22 protein-coding genes and 1 tRNA gene are annotated in these 20,440 nt (G+C 44.6%); 12 read left to right on the top strand and 11 right to left on the bottom strand.

Features of this window, described 5'->3' with window-relative positions:
- Positions 1 to 55 precede the first annotated feature (55 nt).
- The 6 genes from ACLVWP_RS09040 to ACLVWP_RS09015 all read right to left on the bottom strand — a co-directional run bounded on the left by ACLVWP_RS09040 (position 56) and on the right by ACLVWP_RS09015 (position 5,366).
- The gene (locus ACLVWP_RS09040; RefSeq protein WP_038446499.1) at positions 56 to 295 is read right to left on the bottom strand and encodes a KH domain-containing protein; all 240 of its coding nucleotides are present in this window, start codon (positions 293 to 295) and stop codon (positions 56 to 58) included.
- A 62-nt stretch (positions 296 to 357) separates the two neighbouring features.
- Positions 358 to 606 (bottom strand): 30S ribosomal protein S16, encoded by a 249-nt coding sequence (rpsP, locus tag ACLVWP_RS09035; RefSeq protein WP_142700159.1) that lies wholly within the window; start codon positions 604 to 606, stop codon positions 358 to 360.
- Between the two features lie 67 nt (positions 607 to 673).
- On the bottom strand, positions 674 to 2,005 hold the full coding sequence (gene ffh / locus ACLVWP_RS09030) for a signal recognition particle protein (RefSeq protein ID WP_413561453.1): 1,332 nt from the start codon (positions 2,003 to 2,005) through the stop codon (positions 674 to 676).
- Between the two features lie 93 nt (positions 2,006 to 2,098).
- Positions 2,099 to 2,875 (bottom strand): ABC transporter permease, encoded by a 777-nt coding sequence (locus tag ACLVWP_RS09025; RefSeq protein ID WP_413561452.1) that lies wholly within the window; start codon positions 2,873 to 2,875, stop codon positions 2,099 to 2,101.
- A complete protein-coding gene (locus tag ACLVWP_RS09020) occupies positions 2,872 to 3,762 on the bottom strand; it encodes an ABC transporter ATP-binding protein (RefSeq protein WP_413561451.1) in 891 nt (296 codons plus the stop codon). The genes ACLVWP_RS09025 and ACLVWP_RS09020 overlap by 4 nt, the downstream gene beginning before the upstream one ends.
- Positions 3,762 to 5,366, bottom strand: coding sequence for a peptide chain release factor 3 (locus tag ACLVWP_RS09015; protein ID WP_413561450.1), 1,605 nt, complete (start codon positions 5,364 to 5,366; stop codon positions 3,762 to 3,764). Before ACLVWP_RS09015 ends, ACLVWP_RS09020 begins: the two co-directional genes overlap by 1 nt.
- Positions 5,367 to 5,572: 206 nt before the next feature.
- Here ACLVWP_RS09015 and ACLVWP_RS09010 point away from each other — a divergent pair, with 206 nt between their 5' ends.
- Positions 5,573 to 6,610 (top strand): rhodanese-related sulfurtransferase, encoded by a 1,038-nt coding sequence (locus ACLVWP_RS09010; protein WP_413561577.1) that lies wholly within the window; start codon positions 5,573 to 5,575, stop codon positions 6,608 to 6,610.
- A 54-nt stretch (positions 6,611 to 6,664) separates the two neighbouring features.
- On the opposite strand, the gene ACLVWP_RS09005 is transcribed toward ACLVWP_RS09010, so the two are convergent.
- Positions 6,665 to 6,741 (bottom strand) — tRNA-Met (locus tag ACLVWP_RS09005).
- A 143-nt stretch (positions 6,742 to 6,884) separates the two neighbouring features.
- Between ACLVWP_RS09005 and ACLVWP_RS09000 the strand changes: the two genes are divergently transcribed.
- The 4 genes from ACLVWP_RS09000 to ACLVWP_RS08985 all read left to right on the top strand — a co-directional run bounded on the left by ACLVWP_RS09000 (position 6,885) and on the right by ACLVWP_RS08985 (position 10,085).
- Positions 6,885 to 7,820: a hypothetical protein gene (locus ACLVWP_RS09000; protein WP_413561449.1), complete on the top strand. Its 936-nt coding sequence runs from the start codon at positions 6,885 to 6,887 to the stop codon at positions 7,818 to 7,820.
- 15 nt (positions 7,821 to 7,835) lie between these two features.
- Positions 7,836 to 8,687 carry an SDR family oxidoreductase gene (locus ACLVWP_RS08995; protein ID WP_413561448.1) on the top strand — a complete coding sequence of 284 codons (852 nt, stop codon included), beginning with the start codon at positions 7,836 to 7,838 and terminating at the stop codon, positions 8,685 to 8,687.
- A gap of 295 nt (positions 8,688 to 8,982) precedes the next feature.
- Complete coding sequence (locus tag ACLVWP_RS08990; protein WP_413561447.1) at positions 8,983 to 9,363, top strand: hypothetical protein; 381 nt, start codon at positions 8,983 to 8,985, stop codon at positions 9,361 to 9,363.
- 68 nt (positions 9,364 to 9,431) lie between these two features.
- Positions 9,432 to 10,085 (top strand): hypothetical protein, encoded by a 654-nt coding sequence (locus ACLVWP_RS08985; RefSeq protein WP_413561445.1) that lies wholly within the window; start codon positions 9,432 to 9,434, stop codon positions 10,083 to 10,085.
- Positions 10,086 to 10,091: 6 nt separating this feature from the next.
- Here ACLVWP_RS08985 and ACLVWP_RS08980 read toward each other — a convergent pair whose 3' ends face one another.
- Complete coding sequence (locus ACLVWP_RS08980) at positions 10,092 to 10,721, bottom strand: iron-containing redox enzyme family protein (protein WP_413561444.1); 630 nt, start codon at positions 10,719 to 10,721, stop codon at positions 10,092 to 10,094.
- Positions 10,705 to 11,376: a hypothetical protein gene (locus ACLVWP_RS08975; protein WP_413561442.1), complete on the bottom strand. Its 672-nt coding sequence runs from the start codon at positions 11,374 to 11,376 to the stop codon at positions 10,705 to 10,707. The genes ACLVWP_RS08980 and ACLVWP_RS08975 overlap by 17 nt, the downstream gene beginning before the upstream one ends.
- A 527-nt stretch (positions 11,377 to 11,903) precedes the next feature.
- Between ACLVWP_RS08975 and ACLVWP_RS08970 the strand changes: the two genes are divergently transcribed.
- Together ACLVWP_RS08970 and ACLVWP_RS08965 are read left to right on the top strand one after the other, a co-directional pair.
- Positions 11,904 to 13,892: a protein-disulfide reductase DsbD family protein gene (locus ACLVWP_RS08970; RefSeq protein WP_413561440.1), complete on the top strand. Its 1,989-nt coding sequence runs from the start codon at positions 11,904 to 11,906 to the stop codon at positions 13,890 to 13,892.
- 11 nt (positions 13,893 to 13,903) lie between these two features.
- Positions 13,904 to 14,500 (top strand): redoxin domain-containing protein, encoded by a 597-nt coding sequence (locus tag ACLVWP_RS08965; RefSeq protein ID WP_413561439.1) that lies wholly within the window; start codon positions 13,904 to 13,906, stop codon positions 14,498 to 14,500.
- Positions 14,501 to 14,521: 21 nt separating this feature from the next.
- Here the strand turns inward: ACLVWP_RS08965 and ACLVWP_RS08960 are convergent, their stop codons facing one another.
- Positions 14,522 to 15,085, bottom strand: a complete 564-nt coding sequence (locus ACLVWP_RS08960) for a HutD family protein (protein ID WP_413561438.1) — start codon at positions 15,083 to 15,085, stop codon at positions 14,522 to 14,524.
- A 49-nt stretch (positions 15,086 to 15,134) separates the two neighbouring features.
- Between ACLVWP_RS08960 and ACLVWP_RS08955 the strand changes: the two genes are divergently transcribed.
- From ACLVWP_RS08955 to murI, 3 genes are read left to right on the top strand one after another with little or no spacing between them, the layout of a single operon-like run.
- Positions 15,135 to 15,896 (top strand): hypothetical protein, encoded by a 762-nt coding sequence (locus ACLVWP_RS08955; protein WP_413561437.1) that lies wholly within the window; start codon positions 15,135 to 15,137, stop codon positions 15,894 to 15,896.
- Positions 15,889 to 16,929: a guanosine monophosphate reductase gene (locus tag ACLVWP_RS08950; RefSeq protein WP_413561436.1), complete on the top strand. Its 1,041-nt coding sequence runs from the start codon at positions 15,889 to 15,891 to the stop codon at positions 16,927 to 16,929. Before ACLVWP_RS08955 ends, ACLVWP_RS08950 begins: the two co-directional genes overlap by 8 nt.
- Entirely contained in the window at positions 16,929 to 17,729 is an 801-nt protein-coding gene (murI, locus tag ACLVWP_RS08945; protein WP_413561434.1) for a glutamate racemase, read from the top strand. The genes ACLVWP_RS08950 and murI overlap by 1 nt, the downstream gene beginning before the upstream one ends.
- Here the strand turns inward: murI and lysA are convergent.
- Entirely contained in the window at positions 17,726 to 18,901 is a 1,176-nt protein-coding gene (gene lysA / locus ACLVWP_RS08940; protein ID WP_413561432.1) for a diaminopimelate decarboxylase, read from the bottom strand. The genes murI and lysA overlap by 4 nt on opposite strands.
- Before the next feature lie 44 nt (positions 18,902 to 18,945).
- On the opposite strand from lysA, the gene ACLVWP_RS08935 reads away from it, so the two are divergent.
- Positions 18,946 to 19,599 (top strand): M14 family zinc carboxypeptidase, encoded by a 654-nt coding sequence (locus ACLVWP_RS08935; protein WP_413561431.1) that lies wholly within the window; start codon positions 18,946 to 18,948, stop codon positions 19,597 to 19,599.
- 9 nt (positions 19,600 to 19,608) lie between these two features.
- Positions 19,609 to 20,430 (top strand): 2,3,4,5-tetrahydropyridine-2,6-dicarboxylate N-succinyltransferase, encoded by an 822-nt coding sequence (locus ACLVWP_RS08930; protein WP_413561429.1) that lies wholly within the window; start codon positions 19,609 to 19,611, stop codon positions 20,428 to 20,430.
- Positions 20,431 to 20,440: the final 10 nt, after the last annotated feature.

The raw sequence follows: 20,440 nt of genomic DNA, 5'->3' as shown, positions 1-20,440 counted from the left end.
GGGTTGTGTAACACAACCCCTTCCCTAAAAATCTAAATTTTAATACTTCTGAATACTATTCAACGATATCCAGGTGATAGCGTTTGTTCAGCTTAGTACCAGCGGCGCGGATGATTGTTCTCATCGCTGCAGCTGTTTTACCTTGTTTACCGATAACCTTACCAAGATCTTCTTTATCTACTTTAAGTGCAAGTAGAGTCGTTTGCTGACCTGGAATTTCATCCACTTCAACATTCTCAGGCTTATCGACAAGGGACTTCGCCATGAACTCAACGAGGTCTTTCAAGCTATCCATATTACCCCCAACAGAAGTTACCTAAGTGATATTTTATCGCATATCACTCAGATGCCAACTATTTATTTACCTTGGGCCAATTTAATAACGTGTTTTACGCGATCAGTAGGTTGAGCACCTTTTTTGATCCAAGCTTCTACTTTTGCTAGATCTAGCTCGACTTTTTTATCGTTACCACGTGGGGTTGGATTGTAAACGCCAAGGATCTCAAGGAATTTACCAGTAACATAACGACGAGAATCCGCAACAGTGATGCGGTATTTAGGATCATGCTTAGCGCCCATACGAGCCAAACGAATTACAACTGCCATTTTCTAAACCTCTTGTTTTCAACAGTAAGCTCAACTGTGTACTTTGTTTAATTTAAAATATCAAGCCTTAAAATGGGAACTTCATCCCACCACGGCCCATACCCATTTTCATCATACCGCTCATCATCTTTTTAGCGTCTTCAAACTGCTTGATAAGCTTGTTCACATCGGAAACCTGGGTGCCAGAGCCATTTGCAATACGCGTACGACGCGATGCATTAAGGATCTTATGATTATTACGTTCTTGGATAGTCATCGAACGAATGATCGCCTCGATCTTCTTAATCTCATTATCTGGCGGAGTCATGTTTTTAAGCTGTTTAGAAATCTCACCCATACCCGGTAAAAACTTCAAAATAGTCTCAAAACCACCCATTTTTTTAAGCTGCTGAATCTGCCCCAGGAAATCATCCAGGGTGAATTCGTTCTTCATGATCTTCTTAGCAGAATCACGAGCGGCTTTTTCATCGATTACTTCCGCAGCTCTTTCCACAAGCGACAAAACGTCGCCCATATCCAAGATACGTCCCGCAAGACGATCCGGATGGAAAACTTCAAGAGCGTTTACTTTCTCGCCCACACCTAGGAACTTAATCGGAATACCAGTTACTTCGCGAATAGATAGAGCCGCACCACCGCGCGCATCCCCGTCCACCTTCGTCAGCACAAGGCCTGTCAGGTTCAAACGCTTATGGAAGCCCTCAGCGACATTCACGGACTGCTGCCCCAGCATCGCATCTGCTACCAACAAGATTTCTTGTGGAGCCCAGATGTCTTTCAGGCGGCCAAGCTCACCCATCAACTCATCATCAACCTGCAAGCGACCTGCAGTATCGACGATAACCACATCGACCATGTTGTCACGAGCCCATTGTTTGGATTTTTCCAGAATCTCTTCTGGTTTCATTCCAATCGGTGTTGGGAATGTCGGGATATTATTTTGCTTACCCAAAGTTTGAAGCTGATCGATCGCGGCTGGACGATAGATATCGGCAGGGATCAAACCTGGCTTCTTACCTAGTTTTTGGCGAATATAAAGAGCAAGCTTTGCAGAAGATGTCGTTTTACCAGCACCTTGCAAACCGACCATAAAGATCACACTCGGGTTTTCGCGCACGTTGATATCAACAGCACCGCCACCCAATGTTTGCACCAACTCATCATGGACGATTTTTACGAATTGCTGACCGGGATTTACATTCTGAAGAACTTCCGCGCCCAGGGCTTTCGCCTTCACGCGATCAATAAAGTTCTTTACGACTTTAAAGTTTACGTCAGCTTCAAGGAAGCTCAGACGAATCTCTTTAATGACATCTTCAATATTAGATTCCGTGATCTTACTTTGACCACGGACCTTTTTAAGGGATGCCATAATTTTATCAGATAAATTCTCAAACATCGTATTCTCCGAATAATCGAATTTAATTACCCCATGGCCTGTGAATCACAAAGCACTCACGCTAACTAAGGGCGTTAACTTACTGAAATCAGGTTACCAACGCTGGAATGATCCACGTTTGAGGCTGAAATTAGCAAGTCCATAGAACACAATAAAACCCAAAATAGAAACTGGCACAGCCACTTCCATTCCCACGTCACTGACACCGATCACTCCGTAACGAAGGCCATTGATCAAATAAAGCAATGGATTCAATTTAGAAAGCATCTGCCAGAACGGATGCAAGTGATCAATCGACAAGAACACGCCACCCAGATAAGTCAGCGGCAACAGAATAAACGCTGAAAATGCCGACAACTGATCAAATGTAGTGGCCCAAAACGCGATAGAAATTCCCAATAAAGCGAAAATCAACCCGGCTACAACGGTAAAGAAAATCGTGTAAATCGGGTGAGCAATGGTCAGGATCTCTCCCTGTTGATACCAACAGAAAACGGAACCCACAAAGTAAGTGATCAAAGCGACGATGAAGCCGCGAACCAAAGCCGCCAAACTCATTGCCCAGATGATCTCTTGATTGCTGATAGGTGCAACACGAAGATCTTCCAAATCCCCTGAGAACTTCGACGATACAATCGACGAGGATGAGTTTTGAAAAGCATTATTCATTAAGCCCATCATCATCAAACCTGGAATCAAGAATGAAAGATACTGGACACCTTGATGTGTTGGCATCGTTGCCCCCAAAGACACACCAAAGATCAATAAATACAAAAACGAAGAAACGAATGGAGTTACAATCGTTTGTACGATCACTTTTAAAAAGCGCGCAATTTCCCGACGGAAAAGTGCAATAAATGGTGTCATCATTTGCTCACCACCTTCATAAAGGCTTCTTCCAAATTGCCCTCTTCGATTTTCACATCCTTGATGATGTTCACGGGAACTTGGATTTCATTTAAAAACTCGCCCATTAGTTTTCCTGGCGGCACCACAAACATAAACTCCATGCCTTCTTGGAAGAACATGTGGTCGGTTTTGAATGCGAACGGTTCTGACAATGTCAGACGGATTTTTTTCTGAGTGTATTTACGAACCAATTCTTTGGTTTCGCCCAAAGCTTCCAGATTTCCCAGATTGATGATCCCAATACGATCACAAAGCTGTTCTGCTTCCTCAAGGTAATGAGTGGTCAGTAAAATCGACATCCCGTCTTTACGAAGCTCTTGAACGAACTGCCACAACGTTTCGCGCAGACCAATATCCACGCCCGCCGTTGGCTCATCCAACAAAAGCAAGCGAGGTGTGTGCACCAATGCTTTCGCAATCATCAAACGACGTTTCATACCACCAGAAAGCTGTTTTACTTTTTTATGGCGATGTTCATACAAGGAAAGCTTATGTAACAGAAAATCGATACGATCTTTGTTATTGCGAATTCCATAGTAACCCGATTGGAAATTCAGAATCTCATCAACACTGAAAAATCCGGACGTGATCACCTCTTGGTGAACTACGCCGAGCTGCTGTTTTGTATAACGAGGGTTGGCCATCACGTCTTGACCAAACACTTCAACCGCCCCGCTGGAGGGCTCCTCAAGTGTTGTGATCGTGGAAATGATCGTCGTTTTACCCGCGCCATTCGGGCCAAGGAGACCAAAGATCTCCCCCGGCTTTACGTCCAAACTAATACCTTTCACGGCCTCTTGGCCGGAAGGGTATTTCTTTTTTAGATTATCTATTTTTAAAGGTAACATTATCTCGCTCTCGAAATACTTGTGCTGAACTCAACATCTGGGTTCTCACGTTTTAACCAATTTAAATCCCATTCTTGATTTACCAAAACCACTGGGTTGCCAATAAGATCGGCGGCCATATTTGCGCCACCCTTAAGGCTCGCAACCGGCTTACCATCAATCAACGGCCAACGACATACGCCGTATGGCAGACGATTCAGCTTCACTTCCAAATTGTATTCGTCTTGAAGTCTGTGCATCAAAACTTCGAATTGAAGTTCACCGACGGCACCGATGATAGGATCTTGTGGACCTATGTGTGGTTCAATGAACAATTGGATCGCACCCTCTTCGGACAAGTGACGAAGGGCTTCTTGTAGTTTTTGACGTTTCAAAGCGTCGCGAACACTCAAACGACCGAACAATTCCGGAGCGAATTTTGGAATGTCTTCGAATTGGATTTTTCCAGAAGAAGAAACACAATCCCCAATTGCAAAGTTCCCTGTATCACCAACCCCCACGATATCGCCGGCGTAAGCTTCATCGACAGTTTCCTTATCGGCTGCGACGAACTGAGAAGAGTATGCAAGGCGCAGTTCTCTTTCTAAGCGCGAGTGCTGAACCTTCATCCCACGCTCAAACTTACCTGAGCAGATACGGATAAAGGCGATACGGTCACGGTGACGACGATCCATATTCGCTTGGATTTTGAAAACGAAGCCTGTGAATTTTGCATCCAAAGGATCCATGATCTGATTGTCCTTCGTCGGACGAGCCTGAGGACCTGGCGCATACTTAGTAAAGAACTGAAGGAACGTATCCACCCCGAAATTTTGTTTCGCAGAACCGAATGTCACAGGTGAAATTTGGCCTGATAGAAACTCGTTCACATCGAATGGCGGAAGAGCGCCCTCGATCAAATCAAGTTCTTCAAGAACTTGATCCGCGGATTCTTTATCAAGGTAGTTATAAAGAATTTGATCGTCTTTCCCTTTTACGAATGGGATTTTTTGGTAGTCTTCGACTTCCTCACGACGCTGATCATAGATCCAGATTTCCTGAGTCAGGCGATTGTAGATACCACGGAAGCGCTGACCGATACCCAAAGGCCAAGTCACCGGATAGCATTGCATGTTCAAAGTTTTTTCAACTTCATCGATCAATGTCAGCGGATCTTTACCTTCACGGTCGAGCTTATTTACGAAAGTGAAAATAGGAATTTTGCGCAGACGACAAACTTCATAAAGCTTCTTAGTACGCTCCTCCACTCCTTTGGCAACGTCGATCAACATCGCTGCAGAATCCACCGCCATCAAAACGCGGTACGTATCCTCAGAGAAGTCTTTATGCCCCGGAGTATCCAGAAGATTCACACGCAAATCATTGTAGTCGAAAGTCATCACCGATGATGTGATGGAGATACCCTTTTGTCTCTCAAGCTCCATCCAGTCCGAAGTCACAGCTTTGGAACCAGATTTCCCCTTTACCTCACCGGTTTCGTGAATCACGCCCCCGTGATAGAGTAATTTTTCCGTAAGCGTGGTCTTACCAGCATCGGGATGCGAGATGATCGCGAAGGTACGGCGTCTTTGAATTTCTTTTTGAATCTGCGGTGTCGCTAACATACTTAAACCTTTAAATTAACTATAAAAAATGGTTTTAAGCGATGATGTCAAGAGGGGCAAGCGAATCCCCTCCCGGGATGGAATTAACGCCCACGGTCTTTTTCCCCCTTGCGCAGCCACCCACCGGGGTACTATAAACCACCTCGAACTAACAACTCCCCCTGGTTTGGAACCTGGATCGGATAACTGAAGGTGATAATATGACTATCGAAAATGCCCCGAAGCATTATGTTACGACTTTTTATAAATTCCTAAAAATCGAAAATCCAGAAGCAGTAAAACTAGAACTTGAAGCTAAGGCCGACGAGCTAAACGTTAAGGGTCTTATCATTCTAGGAACTGAAGGTCTTAACTCGACAGTAGCCGCTATCACTGAGCAAGAGTTCAATCTCTTCAAACAATTCATCCGTGAGCGCTTTGATTCTCCAAACCAATTCTTCAAAGACTCTTATTCTGACAAAGCCCCATTCCGTCGCTTCAAAGTGAAAATCCGCTCTGAAATCGTGACGACGGGCATTCCAGAAATGCAACCTCCAGAAGGCGTTAATCACCATTTGACGCCTTCTGAATGGAACAAAGTTTTGAAAGAAGAAACTGACTGGGTGATGATCGACACTCGCAACTGGTACGAATACAAAATCGGTACGTTCAAAGGTGCTTTGAATCCAAACATCGAAAAATTTACTGATTTCCCTCAGTACATTGAGGCGCAAGGCATCGCTAAAGATAAAAAAATGCTGATCTTCTGCACTGGTGGAATCCGTTGCGAAAAAGGCATCCTGGAACTTCAAGACCAAGGTTACAACAATGTGTTCCAACTTGAAGGCGGAATCATTAATTACTTGGCAGAGTATCCAAATGATCAATACGAAGGCGAATGCTTCGTATTCGACCACCGCGTAGCTCTTGATCAGGATTTGAAGCCATCCCAGAAGTATGGCTTGTGCCCTCACTGCGGACAGCCTTCTGAAGTCAAAATCGATTGCCTACGTTGTGACGAACCAGGAATGGTTTGCTTGGCCTGCGCTGAACTTGAGTTCAAAAAAGACACGTGTTCCAGAAACTGCGCTCATGGCTTGAAACTTCACCCAGGCAAAAAAGCACGCAAACAAGTCGTGCCTTTCAACATTGAAAAAATGAAGGCTGAAGGCGCTGCGGACATTCCCACAATTCGCGTTAGCAAAACCAAAGTTGTTCAATTGAACGACAAAGGCGAAGCGACAACTGTTTCCACGAAAAACTAAAAGAAGAAGCCCTAGAAATGGAAAAGGCCCCAAGGTTTACCTTGGAGCCTTTATTGGTTGCGGGGGCAGGATTTGAACCTACGGCCTTCGGGTTATGAGCCCGACGAGCTACCAGACTGCTCCACCCCGCGACAGTGACAAGTGAATGTCTGAGGTGTTAGTTGTAGGCGCTTAAGCACCCCGGGTCAATCACTCATTTGTGAAATATTTGATTAACTACCTGTATCATTGCCTCGAAATTGCTCAGAAAATGCGAATGTGTTGTAGTGAAACCATGAATTGGAAAAAACTACTTAAATATTCAGCAGTCGCCTTCTCCTCGATCATCATTGTCTTTGGCATTTTAGGAGTCTGGCTCTTAACTCAACTCCCGGGTCCTTCCAAAGTAAAAGAAGTTTTGAACAAATCCTCTGCAAAATTGCAGAACTCCTCCACGACCTCAACTACCAACTCACCACAGAACGCGAGCCCTTTGGGAGATACTTCATCGGATACTGCTGTCTCCCCTTCGTCACCCAATGAAACGATGGCTCCACAAAAACGTGTCGCGACTCAACAGGAAATGTCTGTGATTTTGAACGACTTAGCCAATAACGAAAAACCATTTGTTGATGCCTGCAAAGATCTGGGACTGGCTGGTGAAAGCGGCTTCTTCCCTAAAAAAACCGAGCGCACAGCCACGAAATTTTTCGAGGGCATTTCTGGAAGTCAGAAGGACCCAGTACTAGAATCAGTTGCCCCGGTTCTCCGTTTCGTCTTTCGCGCACCGGGAATCACAGAAGTCCTCAAACTGTCTGAGGACTCTCGCGGCGATGACAGCCTCCTTGAGAAGGCCGAGCTCTATCGTCAAATTTACCGAGCCGCTGACTATCTACAAAAGAACCAGACTCAACTGAATCAGGTCGTGCAAAAATCCTACAACCTCCACATGATCGCGAAGGCTGTTGCACTAAAACCCCAACTTGCGCATGACGGAGCTACGAAGTCTTTTTGCGAACAAATCGAAAACAGTCTTTCCGCGAAACAGAACTTGAATGTTGAAGAGCAAGTTCAAGAAATGCAAAAATTCCTGCAAGATGCTGGTATAGACGCAAAAACAATTGGCTTTGACCCGAACTACCGCGCGCAAGTGCATTCAGAGTTCGGGAAGAACAACCTGACTATCAAGGATGCATGGCTCAAGGATCTGATCGACAAGGGCATGATGTAGCCAAGGGAGGCTTGCTTGAAACAAGTTATCATCACAGGTGCCTCAACAGGCATCGGGTTTGATTTGACTCGAACTCTTTGCGAAAAAGGTTTCCGAGTCTGGGCTTGTGTTCGCAAACCCGAATCCATCGAGCGCTTGGCTAAGGACTATTCAGAAAATCTCCGCGTTTTAAAAATGGATGTCACCAACTCCCACGACATCAAGCACGCTTTTAAATCAGTCCAAACAGAACTGAATCCCGATACAGAACTTATTTTAGTCAACAACGCGGGAATCGCCAGCGGCGGGCCGATAGAGGGAATTGATCTCGACGAATGGAGACGCGTATTTGACGTCAACGTTTTTGGAATGGTCGAAATGACGAAGGCCTTTCTTCCTCTGATTCGCTCCACCAAGGGACGCATCATTAATATCGGCTCTATCAGTGGTCGCGTCGCCGCTCCTTTTTTAGGTCCTTACACAGCTTCAAAATTCGCGGTTAAAGCTTTCACAGATTCCCTACGCCGAGAGGTCGCAAACTTCGGCGTCCGTGTTTCCTTAATTGAAGCGGGCCCGATCCGCACCGAGATCTGGTCAAAGTCTATCGACGTTAGCGATCAAGTCCTCAACAAATGCTCCACAGAAGTGCGCACTGCCTATGGCCCCATGATGTCGTCCATGCGCGAGAGTGTTGTGGCGACCGCCAAGGACGCCGTACCCGTTCAGGTTGCGACGGATGCCATTCTTCATGCTATTCAAAGCCATTTGCCGCGAGTGAATTATCTGATTGGAAAAAACATCAAGCTTCAAGCGAACTTAATGAAATTCATGTCGACTAAAATGGTCGACCGATTGATCAAGAAAAGCCTCCGCTATCACAGAAGTTAATCCAGGTTCGGGACGCGAATTTTATCCCCAACAGATGTTATGTTTCAGAATATGGGAACAGCCATGGAACATTGATTGCTTTTTGATTACACGCGAGGAACCTTGCGACAAAAGTATACAAAAAATAGTTATTTGTTAGTTTATTGTTTGCAATTAATAAACACCGTTATGTATATTCCGCCGCATGGGTGAGATACTTGAGCTTCGCGAACATAGATTTAAATCCTTGAATCATGCAATCCGAGATCTTTATTTAATTATTGCACTGAATGGATTAGGAAGCAGACGTGATCCTATGGCTAAACTTTCTGACGAAGAAGTCGTTGAACGAGTTCTCTTTTATCGCAAGATGTGTGGAGAATTCGCCAGACGCTATAGATCCGCAAGATCCCTAACACCCTACACTCTTTCAGAGCTCATCGGCTGGACTGAAGATAAATATGTAGCATTTGAACTGGGCTGCATCGCGTTCTCAGACGATGAATTCATTTCGATCTGTCGCTATTTGGGAGCAGAGAAAGAGCTTAAGATCTTCATGGAAAACCTGGAGGAAGCTTTTAACAACGGCCTTAAATCGAACAACAAAGAGAACTCAGAATTTTTGGAGTCTTTGGGTATTAAATTCACCCTCAGTGTCCACAACTCAGACAAGTTAGCTCCGTCTGAATCTGAATAACGTGCAATAAATCCCTAAAACGTCACTTAGACTTTACTTTGTTTACTACAAAAGTTAAATAAAGGGCCATGGAATCTTCGGCAGTACAAAGCTTTGATATCGTAGCTACAGAATTATCAAACATGCTTCGTCAAAAAGGCATTGAGATATCTGCTTTGCACAAGTCACGTCCACTAAGACAAAGAACCGAAGATCACCAACGCCAGGCGATCGAAAGAGCCGGCCGCCAATTACAACAAATGGAAATCACCGAAGGCGTCCTGGAAGAATTTGAAAAATTCAGAATCCTTTGCCACTACCACAAAGTACAGCCCGCAGATCCTAAGGTGTTCACACACATCACCAGAAATTCTGCTTGGGAGATTCTTGATTTCAACATGAATCAGCTTTATCGCAACGATATGCTTTTCAAATTGGGTAACTATTCAATTGAAGAGTATGAAGCTTACTCCCCATGGGAGTTATTTAACAGACCACAATATGTATTGGGGTCTCTTGCCGAAACAACGATAAAACTTAAACAAGATAAGCGCATGCTGAGCCTTGAGCACATCCCGTCTTACGTGATTGAAGAAACTCTCTCAGAGCAAAGAGGGCAATACAGAATTAAGCATACGTTTGCTTGCCCTCTTGTTTGTAACTCGACGAACGAAAACACAATGTTCGTATCTATGTTCCAGGCAGAGACTCTTGATCCTCAGAGAAGAGTCTCCATCCTTTAATAGATCTTAAGCAACCGCGCTGATCTCGCGATAACTTGCTTCATTGATGTTTTTCAAAATACCGTAGTACATTTCGCACGCTTGATAGAAATTCTCTGCCGTACCAGTTTGATTTTCTGCTGGGAAAGACTGAATCGCTGCCAATGCTTTTTCCACGTGATCGATATCTTCCATCGCATGAATTTTCACAAAACGACAAGCTTTGTCCCCGTGAGCATTCTTAACGATATCGTACATCCATGGACCCATCTCGACCGAAAAGGCTTCAAGCATAAAGATTTGTCCCAAAAGATGATATGGATGCTCGAACATAACTTTATAGTATTGAGATTGATAGAATGCATTGGTCACACCAAACGCTGGGAAATCTGCAAGACGAAGACCTAAATTCTCGATGTCTTTTTCTGCAACTGTATGGTGACCTTTTTCTTCGATCGTATGCGCAACCATGCGCTTACCAACTGCACTGTCTACAGGCAAACGAGCCGCACCCAACGCTGACAAACGAACCGAGTGAGAAACAAAGTAGTAGGTTTGCGCTAACCAGTTTGCGTAGACTTCTTTATTGGTGAAATCCATAGTTTTAAAATAATCCACTACAAAACGGAACTCTTTCGATTTAAGCAACTCGTTCATGACGACGCCCTTTCTTGATGGCTTGATTATTATTAAATACTTCAAAAACATAATCTGGAAACTTTTGGCTGGCCTTGATAACAGCGCCCTTTTCATAGACAAAAAGGTCTGTTGGCAAATCATTGTGAACGATAGTGTCGATCGGCGCTCCGCCTAAACTCGCTCCCAAGGCATTCATAGAGCGGTTGTTTCTCATCATCCCAAGCATGATCGAACAATCCAATTCTACTTGGTATAAGACCGACAAAGCTCCCGCCAGATAAGCAGCGTTCACCGACTCACCTTGAACAGTTCTGCGGAAATCATTATGCACAGTGAAATAGGAATTTACGATCGCACGATCGTGCCCTTGCTTTTGCATCGTCGCAAAATGCTTTTTATCCCAAGGCTGAAACCATGAGTCTTCAGTTTGTACATAACTACTGATGGAAACTTCACGCATACAATCCAAGGCTACACATGTGTCGCCTTTATAAAGAGCGATGATATAGTCTTGGCGAGTGAAATCATTTGAAGGAACACGAACATCTTGGCCTTTAAGCGTGCTGAGCTCTGCAGTCCAAGTCTGTTTGAATGTCTCATAAGCTTGTTCGTAGCGATTGGTCAGTGCGGCCTCGTTAAATCGACCATTGAGAATTTGGAATTCGAAATCCATTTCTAGCCCCTTTTTGCTGAATAACAAGAAGAGCGTAGGATACTAGCGAGGCTTTTGTTTATATTAATCTGAAAAGCCAGACGAAAACTATACTGTGGGTTTGTTTACATAGGGTGTTTTGTTAAAAGAAATTTACTAGATTGAGGTCAGGTGTTGCCAAAAAGATCTAGTTTCCCAAGCTCTCCGCCAAAAGAATTGTTGTGAGCACACAAGCGCACCCCGAGGCAAACAATTCAAAGTCGGAGTAGATAGCACTATAAAAAAAATGAAATGCACTTCCCATCAACAGAATACCTGTGACGTAGATATACTCTTTCCTCAACAATGCCTTCAGACCCATTTTTACTCCTACGACATTAATAAACAATATTTTGTATTAAGTCACTACGTAATTGGGACATCTATAAATACTTACCAGTGCTAAACACCACACAAATGAAAACACTCTGAGAATACTCCTTAGAAATGCACCGCTCCCCCTCAGTTTTGCTAGAATTAAAATTGAATTCGTTCTTATAATTTCAGCTATGAATTTCATCTTGAGCTTACTTCTGATCCTGGCTTCCTCGGTGGCGTTTTCTGCTCCACGAAACTTCACGTTTCCACAGGGAAGCGTTGAACTCCTTACTTCCCATACTACTTGGAACAAAGACGAAAGCCTCGCGGTGGGACTCCACTTCAAACTCGAAAATAAGTGGCATATCTATTGGAAAAACTCAGGAGATTCCGGGGCACCACCGAAGTGGGAATGGATTGTTACGAACGGCTCCATTAAGAATATCTTGTGGCCAACCCCTGAGCGAATTCCTATCGAGGGAATGGTGAATCTTGGCTACGACAAAGAAACTCTTTTTAAATTTGAAATCTCACCGGATCGACCTGAAACAATCACTACTCACGTCAAACTAGAGTTTTTAATCTGCAAAGTGGAGTGCGTTCCCTACATCACCGAACTCGACCTAACAATCCCCTACGCAGAACATGCCTCGAAAGCAGATCCTCTTTTTTCTCGATTTACATATCCTTCACCGACACCCTCAGAGCTTCAGTGGACTATCCAAAAAGTTGCAGGGGATTTTTTAGCGACAAAATTATCCTGGCCTTCGAATATGCCAGCGATAAAGACTTTGCAGATCTTTCCAGAAGACGGCGAAGCTTTCAAAGCACAGACTCCTTCATTGGATATCGATGGCAATACCCTCCACATCAATTTACCTCTTCAAGACACCCGTAAAACTGATTTTTCGGGATCTCGTTTTTTGCTAGTGGCAGAATCTCAGGACGGAGTAAAGTCAGGTTACGAAGCTGCCCTCCTAAAAGCAGAGGGACCCAGCTTTGCTAGCATTCTTATTTGGGCACTGATCGGAGGATTGATCCTGAATATAATGCCGTGCGTGTTTCCGGTTCTTTCCATTAAAATTTTGAGCTTTCTTGGACCTGACAAAAACTCCCGACAACTGCGCAACTCAGGCCTGCTGTATACTCTCGGAGTTGTCGTATCGTTTTTGGCACTTGCTGCTATTTTACTTTTCCTACGATCTCGCGGAGAACAACTTGGTTGGGGCTTCCAACTGCAGTCCCCTATTGTCGCAGGCGGCATTGCTCTTTTGTTTTTCTGGCTCGGATTTAACTTCCTAGGCACTTTTGAAATTGGCCAATCACTAACTTACTTAGCTGGACGTAAAACCAACAATGGCGCTTGGGGCTCTTTCCTGACAGGAGTCCTTGCAACAGTTGTTGCCACTCCTTGCACGGCTCCATTCATGGGGGCTGCGATCGGAGCATCCCTGACCTTGCCGGCTTCACTGACATTAGTTGTTTTTGCTGGTTTAGGATTTGGGATGGCATTGCCCTTTTTGCTCCTCGCTTTCTTCCCCGGTTTTTTAAAGTTCCTACCAAAACCAGGAGCTTGGATGGAAACATTCAAACAGCTCCTAGCCTTCCCTCTCTTTGCCACAGTGTTATGGTTGCTATGGGTGATCGCGCAGCAAGTAGATGTCGATGCTGTTCTTTATCTTTTAGTTTCGTTCTTAGTGATTGGATTTTGGATCTGGATATCACGACAAATTAAAAATGAACGCTGGAAGCAGTGGTTCCTTGTTCTTGGATTTCTATTATCCCTCTTCGCTCTTCGCCTTCTTCCTACCGATCGCCCGACTCCAACCCAGCAGGCGACTAGCGCATGGAGTGCTTATGATGAAAAAGCTATCGAGGCAGATCGAAATAGTGGGCAGGCTGTATTTATAGATTTCACTGCTGCTTGGTGCATTACTTGTCAGGTGAATAAAAAACTTGTGCTTAATACCGACGATATTCAGCAGCTTTTTAAAGACCAAAATGTAAAACTCTATAAAGCTGATTGGACAGATAAAGACCCTGTCATCACTAAAGCGCTGGCTCGCTTTGGAAGAAACTCTCTGCCACTTTATATTTACTATTCAGCGACAGACAAAGAACCAAAGATTTTACCTGAAATACTAACGAAACAGATTATTAACGACCTATTTACTAACTAAGGAGATCATCCATGAAAAAAATCGTTTTGATGCTCGCGACAACACTTATCAGTAGTTTTGCTTTTGCTGACGCCAAGATCGGCAGCCCCGCACCTGATTTCTCAGTGACAGATGCTCAAGGTAAACCTCAGCACCTTAAAGACTATAAAGGCAAATACGTGATCCTTGAGTGGTACAACAAGGACTGTCCTTACGTGCGTAAGCATTATGACAGCAAGAATATGCAGAAAATCCAATCAGAGATGACAGGCAAGGAAGTTGTGTGGCTGACAGTGATTTCCTCTGCGAAAGGCAAACAAGGATATCTTGCTGCCGCGGACGCTTTAGCAAATGGTACTAAAGAAGGATCTAAGGCAAATGCAATTTTACTAGATTCTTCGGGTGCTATGGGAAAAGCTTATGGAGCAAAAACCACTCCTCATATGTTCTTGATTGATCCGCAGGGCATGGTTCGTTATGCAGGAGCTATCGATAACAATGACTCATCGGATCCTAAGACAGTTGAAACTGCACAAAATTATATCGTTGCAGCAACGAATAGCGCTATGAAAGGCGAAAAGATCGCCAAAGAAACTAGCAAGCCCTATGGCTGCAGCGTGAAGTACTAAGCTAACTTAGAAGGGTCCGCTTTAGGGACCCTTCTTTTTTTCAGAAATCGACACACAAACATATTCACTGTGATTCAGACCATCGAGCTCAAGCTGCGCAGAACCATCTACTCTCAGGGTGTCGGCGGCATGAATTTTATGATCGCCGAGCTTCAACATGCCTCTCAGACAATAAATAAAATGCACGCCGGCTTTTAAATCCAAAGTCCCTGCCTCACTCAAATTTAAAATCTGCATTTTGGCTTGAATCTTATCTCGCTGATAAATCACACCAAGATCCACTATCGGACCTTCTATCAATTCTGCAGAAATCAATGTTTCACCGGCAAAGGACAAAACCCGCTGAGGTCTTAACTCCTCGCCATTCAAAACCAAACCTGCGCCTTGAGTGATCATCAAAAGACGATCGCAACCCGGGAAATTTGAAAATGGGTCATTATTACTGACTTCCGCAGAACTAAAACGCCACAGAAAATCATTCGGAAACTGAGCTCCTTCAGGGCCGATCGCAATTTCTGCCGTCGTGCCTTTGCCGTTTTTCCAAGGCATGATCTTGTATGAATCCTTAGGGATGATTGTCATCATGGACAAAGCTTAAATCACAGAGCGCCTCAGATATAGGCAGAATCGAAAAATGTCCTCTGATGACTTGCAGCAACAAGGTATGCGCGAAGAGGGTCCCCTTGACTCCCCTGAGGTTTCTAGATTTAGTTGTGTGGTGAAATTCTTTGCCGAGAACCTGAAGGTTTTTAAAAAAGTTGCGATCCCTCTCTTCCTCCTTGTGGTGCTATCTAGCAACATCGATCAGTTTCTTAATATTCGAGTCGAAGAAGCCCTTCGCGACCCGATGGGTGCAGCTCCTCACGTTTATTGGTTCGGCTTTCTATCTATCATCAGCAGTATCATATTTCCGATTTTGCTAATCACCACAGCTTTGTACCCAATGAAGTCATCTCGCTTTACGACAGGCCTTAACGATTTCTATGGCAAGTACATCCAGCAGATTTTTATTGAGACCCTTCGCACTTGGGGAAAAACCCTGTTGTGGTCTTTGCTTTTTATTCTTCCGGGAATCTGGAAGTATCTTGAGTATAGTATGGTGCCTTTTGTCGTCACCGGTTCAGTCCCTTACGACGATGGCAAACTTGATGCCTTACAAGCTTCGGCAAAAATATTCCGCAGACATTGGTTTAAAATTCTTGGGATACTTATTCTCTTCCATCTTTTCATCCCATTGGTTCTAACCAGTATCTTTGATTCTTACAGACTGCTTTGGGAGACCCCCGTCACAAGCTTGCTTTTGAATCTTCTGGATACTTATTTAATTATTATTTCTACTCAGCTTTTATTTAATGTTTTTCAAAACGAGGTAAGAAGACATGACACTCATGTTTAACTGGAAAGATATCAAAAATCGCGGCAAAGGCCTTACTTTTGACGACGTACTTATTATCCCAGCACGCTCTGACGTGCGCTCTCGTCGCGACCCTCAATTGACGACAAAAGTAACTCGTAACTTTTCAATGGAAACTCCAATCATCAGCGCCAATATGGATATGGTCACTGAATACGATATGGCGTTTGCTATGCACCAACTGGGCGGCATGGGGATCCTTCACAGATTTCTTCCCATCGAAGACCAAGCAGACCAAGCTCGCCGCTTGAAAGAAGCCGGCGTAAAAAATATCTCTGCCAGCGTTGGTGTCGGTGAAGAATTCAAAACTCGCTCGAAAGCTTTGGTTGATGCCGGAGTTAACATCATCACAATCGACATCGCTCACGGTCACTCCGTGCAAATGATGGAAACGATGAAGTGGTTGAAGGATCAATATCCAAAGGTCGATTTGATCGCGGGCAACATGGCAACACCAGACGCTGCTCGTGATTTAATTGAAGCCGGTGCAGACGCTATCAAAGTGGGCATTGGACCAGGTTCAATGTGTACAACTCGCATCATCACAGGCTGTGGAGTTCCGCAACTAACGGCCGTCGCACTTTGCGCAGAGATTGCTTCATCTTATGGTGTTCCAGTTATCGCAGACGGTGGTATTCGTACATCCGGCGACATGGTTAAGGCCTTCGCTGCTGGTGCAAGCACAGTCATGCTGGGCAGTATGCTTTCCGGAACAATCGAAACTCCGGGAGAAATTAAAAACGGTAAAAAACAATACCGCGGGATGGCTTCACGTGCAGCGCAAGACAACTGGCGCGGTGGCGTTCCTGAAGGTATGGCTCCAGAGGGTGAGTCCACTCAAGTGAATGTAAAAGGTCACGTTAAAGACGTGATCCACGAAGTCACTGGCGGTATCCGCTCCGGCATGAGCTACATTAATGCAACAAGCATTGCAGAGATAAAAGAGAAAGCACTCTTTATGGAAATGTCTTCTAATGGTATTTCTGAGTCTCGCGCACATGGAGTGAAAAACTAATGGACTCTAGACCCATAGGGGTATTCGATTCTGGTATCGGCGGCCTGACTGTTCTTAAAGAACTGGCTATGCAATTTCCCAATGAGAGTTTTCTCTACTTGGGCGATACAGCTCGACTTCCCTATGGATCAAAATCGGCTCATACGATTCGCAAGTACTCTGAGCAAAACATTCAGTTTCTAAAAAAGTTAGATGTTAAAGCGATTGTCATTGCCTGCAACACAGCCTCCACTCAAGTTCCTGAAGCGGAGCTTGAAGGCCTTCCAATTTACAATGTGATTGGCCCCGGAGCTCAACGAGCTCTTGAAGTCAGCGAAAGCAAACGCATCGGCGTCTTGGGGACTCGCGCGACAATTAATAGCAAGGCCTACACTCACAAAATCATGGAAATCGATCCATCAGCAAATGTGATTGATCAAGCCTGCCCTCTTTTCGTGCCACTGGCCGAAGAAGGCTGGGACTCAGATCCCGTCACCAACCTCATTGTCTTTAGATATTTGAGTCAGATTTTACAGCACTCGATCGATACATTGATTTTGGGTTGCACGCACTACCCACTCTTGAAAAACTCCATCGCAAGAGTCACAGGATCTTCTATTGAACTTGTGGATTCTGGAGAAGCCATTGCGAGATGGCTTGAAAGAGATTTTTCAAAGAATCGCCTGAGCCGCAATAACAAAGACGCTGTTCAAAAAATAGAAATCATGACAACAGACTCCTCTGCTCACTTTACAGAGATGGCTTTAAAGATTTTAAAGCCCGTAAAAGCGGATGAATTCAAAGTTGTCGATCTAGTTTAGATACAAATTTCCAAAGGAAGCTCCTGCAGATTGTAGGTGCTTGCCATCGAGTACCCATAAGCACCCGAGTCTGTAACAGCCAAGAAATCTCCTTCTTGAACTTGATCCAAGCTATAATCTTTAACAAAGAAATCCGAGGACTCGCAAATCGGCCCCACAACATCACAAGTGGTCATTTTGCCAGACTTAACCAACGGCAGGATTTGATGTTCAGCCTCGTACAAAGAGGGACGAATCAAATGATTCATTCCTGAATCCACGATCACGAATGTCTTCGCAGAGGTTTTTTTCACATATTGAACTTGTGTCAGTAAAACGCCCGCGTGGGCAACAAGCCAACGCCCCGGCTCAGATTGCAACTCGCAATTCAAATCACTCAAAATACCTTTCGTGATTCCCGCATATTCTGCGAGCAAACGAGACTCAAGAGCTAAATCTTGCTTTTCATAAACCACGCCCAAGCCTCCGCCGAAATCAAAACGACGAAGAGTTGGAAAATCTTTTTTCAAGCTCTGATAGGATTCTTTCAGTTTTACTAAAGCCTCTTGGTAGCCAGAAAATTCCATCATCTGAGAACCCAAGTGCAGACTGACTCCGACAAGCTCTAGCGATTGTGCATACTTTTTAAGGCACGCCGACAAATCAGGAATCATGGATAACTCCATTCCAAATTTGTTATCACGAAGACCTGTGGCGATGTAGGGATGAGTCTGAATGCTTACATCCGGATTTAGGCGCAAAGCCACATGAGCTTTTTTGCCCATTTTTTCAGCGATCTCACCAATGCGTTGCAACTCCTGCAAGCTTTCTACGTTGATTTGTAATACGCCCAACTTCAATGCTTCAGTGATCTCGTGCTTGGTTTTTCCAACACCTGAATAAACGATATCTTCAGGAGCAAAGCCGCTCTCAAGAGCTCTTTTAATCTCCCCCAAAGAAACGACATCTGCGCCCGCCCCTAAGGACTTCAAACATTGCAAAACTTGTGGATTCGGATTGGCCTTTACAGCGAAATATAAACGCACTCCAGCAAGAGCCTCAGCCATCTGCTTGAAGCGGCTTTTTATGAATGAGAGGTCGTAGACATAGATGGGCCGAACATAGTTCGCAACAAGAGAAGATAAGTTCTTTTTTTCCGGCCCAAAATGAAGCTCATTATTGATGTATTCCACAAAAACCTCGTGCTATCATCATTGCCGAACAAAGGACGTTTGTCATGAAAACTTCTATTTTTACTTACACCTCAAAAGGCATGCCTGTTCTGGCTTACGAGTTCGGCAATGGCCCAGGACCTGAGTTGCTCATTTTGGGTGGCGTGCATGGCGATGAAATCGAGGGCGTTATCTGCGCTCAAGAGTTGCTTAAGCACTTCATGAAGTCATTCGATCACAAATTCACTCTAACGGTTGTACCGCAATTCAATCTCGAGGGTGTGATTTATAAAACCCGCGGCAATGGCAACGGTGTCGACCTGAATCGCAACTTGCCAACGAAAGACTGGTCACCAGAAATTAAAACGCCACGCTATCATCCGGGACCGAAAGCCGGCAGCGAAGTCGAAAACCATGGTTTGATGACTTACTTGGATCAGAAAAAACCAAAATTGGTTCTTTCTCTTCACTCATGGCAACCCGTATTGAACGTCAATGGCGATTGCTATGAATTTGCAAACGTCTTGGCAAAACATACGGGCTACAAGATCGACGACGACATTGGCTACCCAACACCAGGCTGCTTGGGAACTTACGCAGGACTTGAACGCCCTTGTCCGACATTGACCTACGAAATTGAACGTGGTCAGTCCGCAGAAGACATTATTAAAATCCACGTCCCAGCCATTCTGGACGCGCTAAAAGTTTACGATAAATAAGGAGTCGAAATGCAACAAGCTCTTGAACAACTCTATACCGACATCCAAAATGGAAAACGTGTTGATCAATTGATGACCAACGATTTGAAAGTCATCTTCGAAGTGATCGAAGGACTTGATGCCGGTCGCGTTCGTGTCTCTGAGAAAAAAGATGGCAACTGGATCACAAACGAATGGGTTAAAAAAGCCATCCTTCTTTACTTCCGCGTTCAACACATGACTGTGATGCAAGCGGGTGACTTTAGTTACTTTGATAAAATCCCGGTAAAAAAATGGTCTGAGGAAGACGGCGTTCGCGTCGTCCCTCACGCTATTGCCCGCAAAGGATCTTTCGTCGAAAAAGGTGCGATCCTAATGCCTTCTTACGTAAACATTGGCGCTTACGTTGGTGCTGGCACGATGGTTGATACATGGGCCACTGTGGGTTCATGCGCACAAATCGGTAAAAACGTTCACTTGTCTGGTGGCGTGGGCATCGGCGGAGTTTTGGAACCTGTTCAAGCCTCTCCAGTTATCATCGAAGACAATGCCTTCATCGGCAGCCGTTGTATCGTGGTGGAAGGTGCCTTGATCGAAGAAGGTGCTGTTCTAGGAGCTGGTGTTACAATCACTGCGAGTACAAAAATTATTGATGTCACAGGAAATAGCCCGGTTGAACTGAAAGGCCGCGTTCCTGCGAACTCTGTTGTTATCCCTGGTACTCAAATGAAGAAGTTCCCAGCGGGTGAGTTTGGCGTTCCTTGCGCATTGATCATTGGTAAACGTAAACCAAGCACAGATCTTAAGACATCGTTGACGGATGCATTAAGAGACTTCCAAGTAAGCGTTTAATTTATTCAGA

Origin of the sequence: Bdellovibrio sp. HCB209 (assembly GCF_047306065.1) — a bacterium.
Classification (GTDB): domain Bacteria; phylum Bdellovibrionota; class Bdellovibrionia; order Bdellovibrionales; family Bdellovibrionaceae; genus Bdellovibrio.
This window is presented reverse-complemented; position numbering and strand designations above follow the sequence as displayed.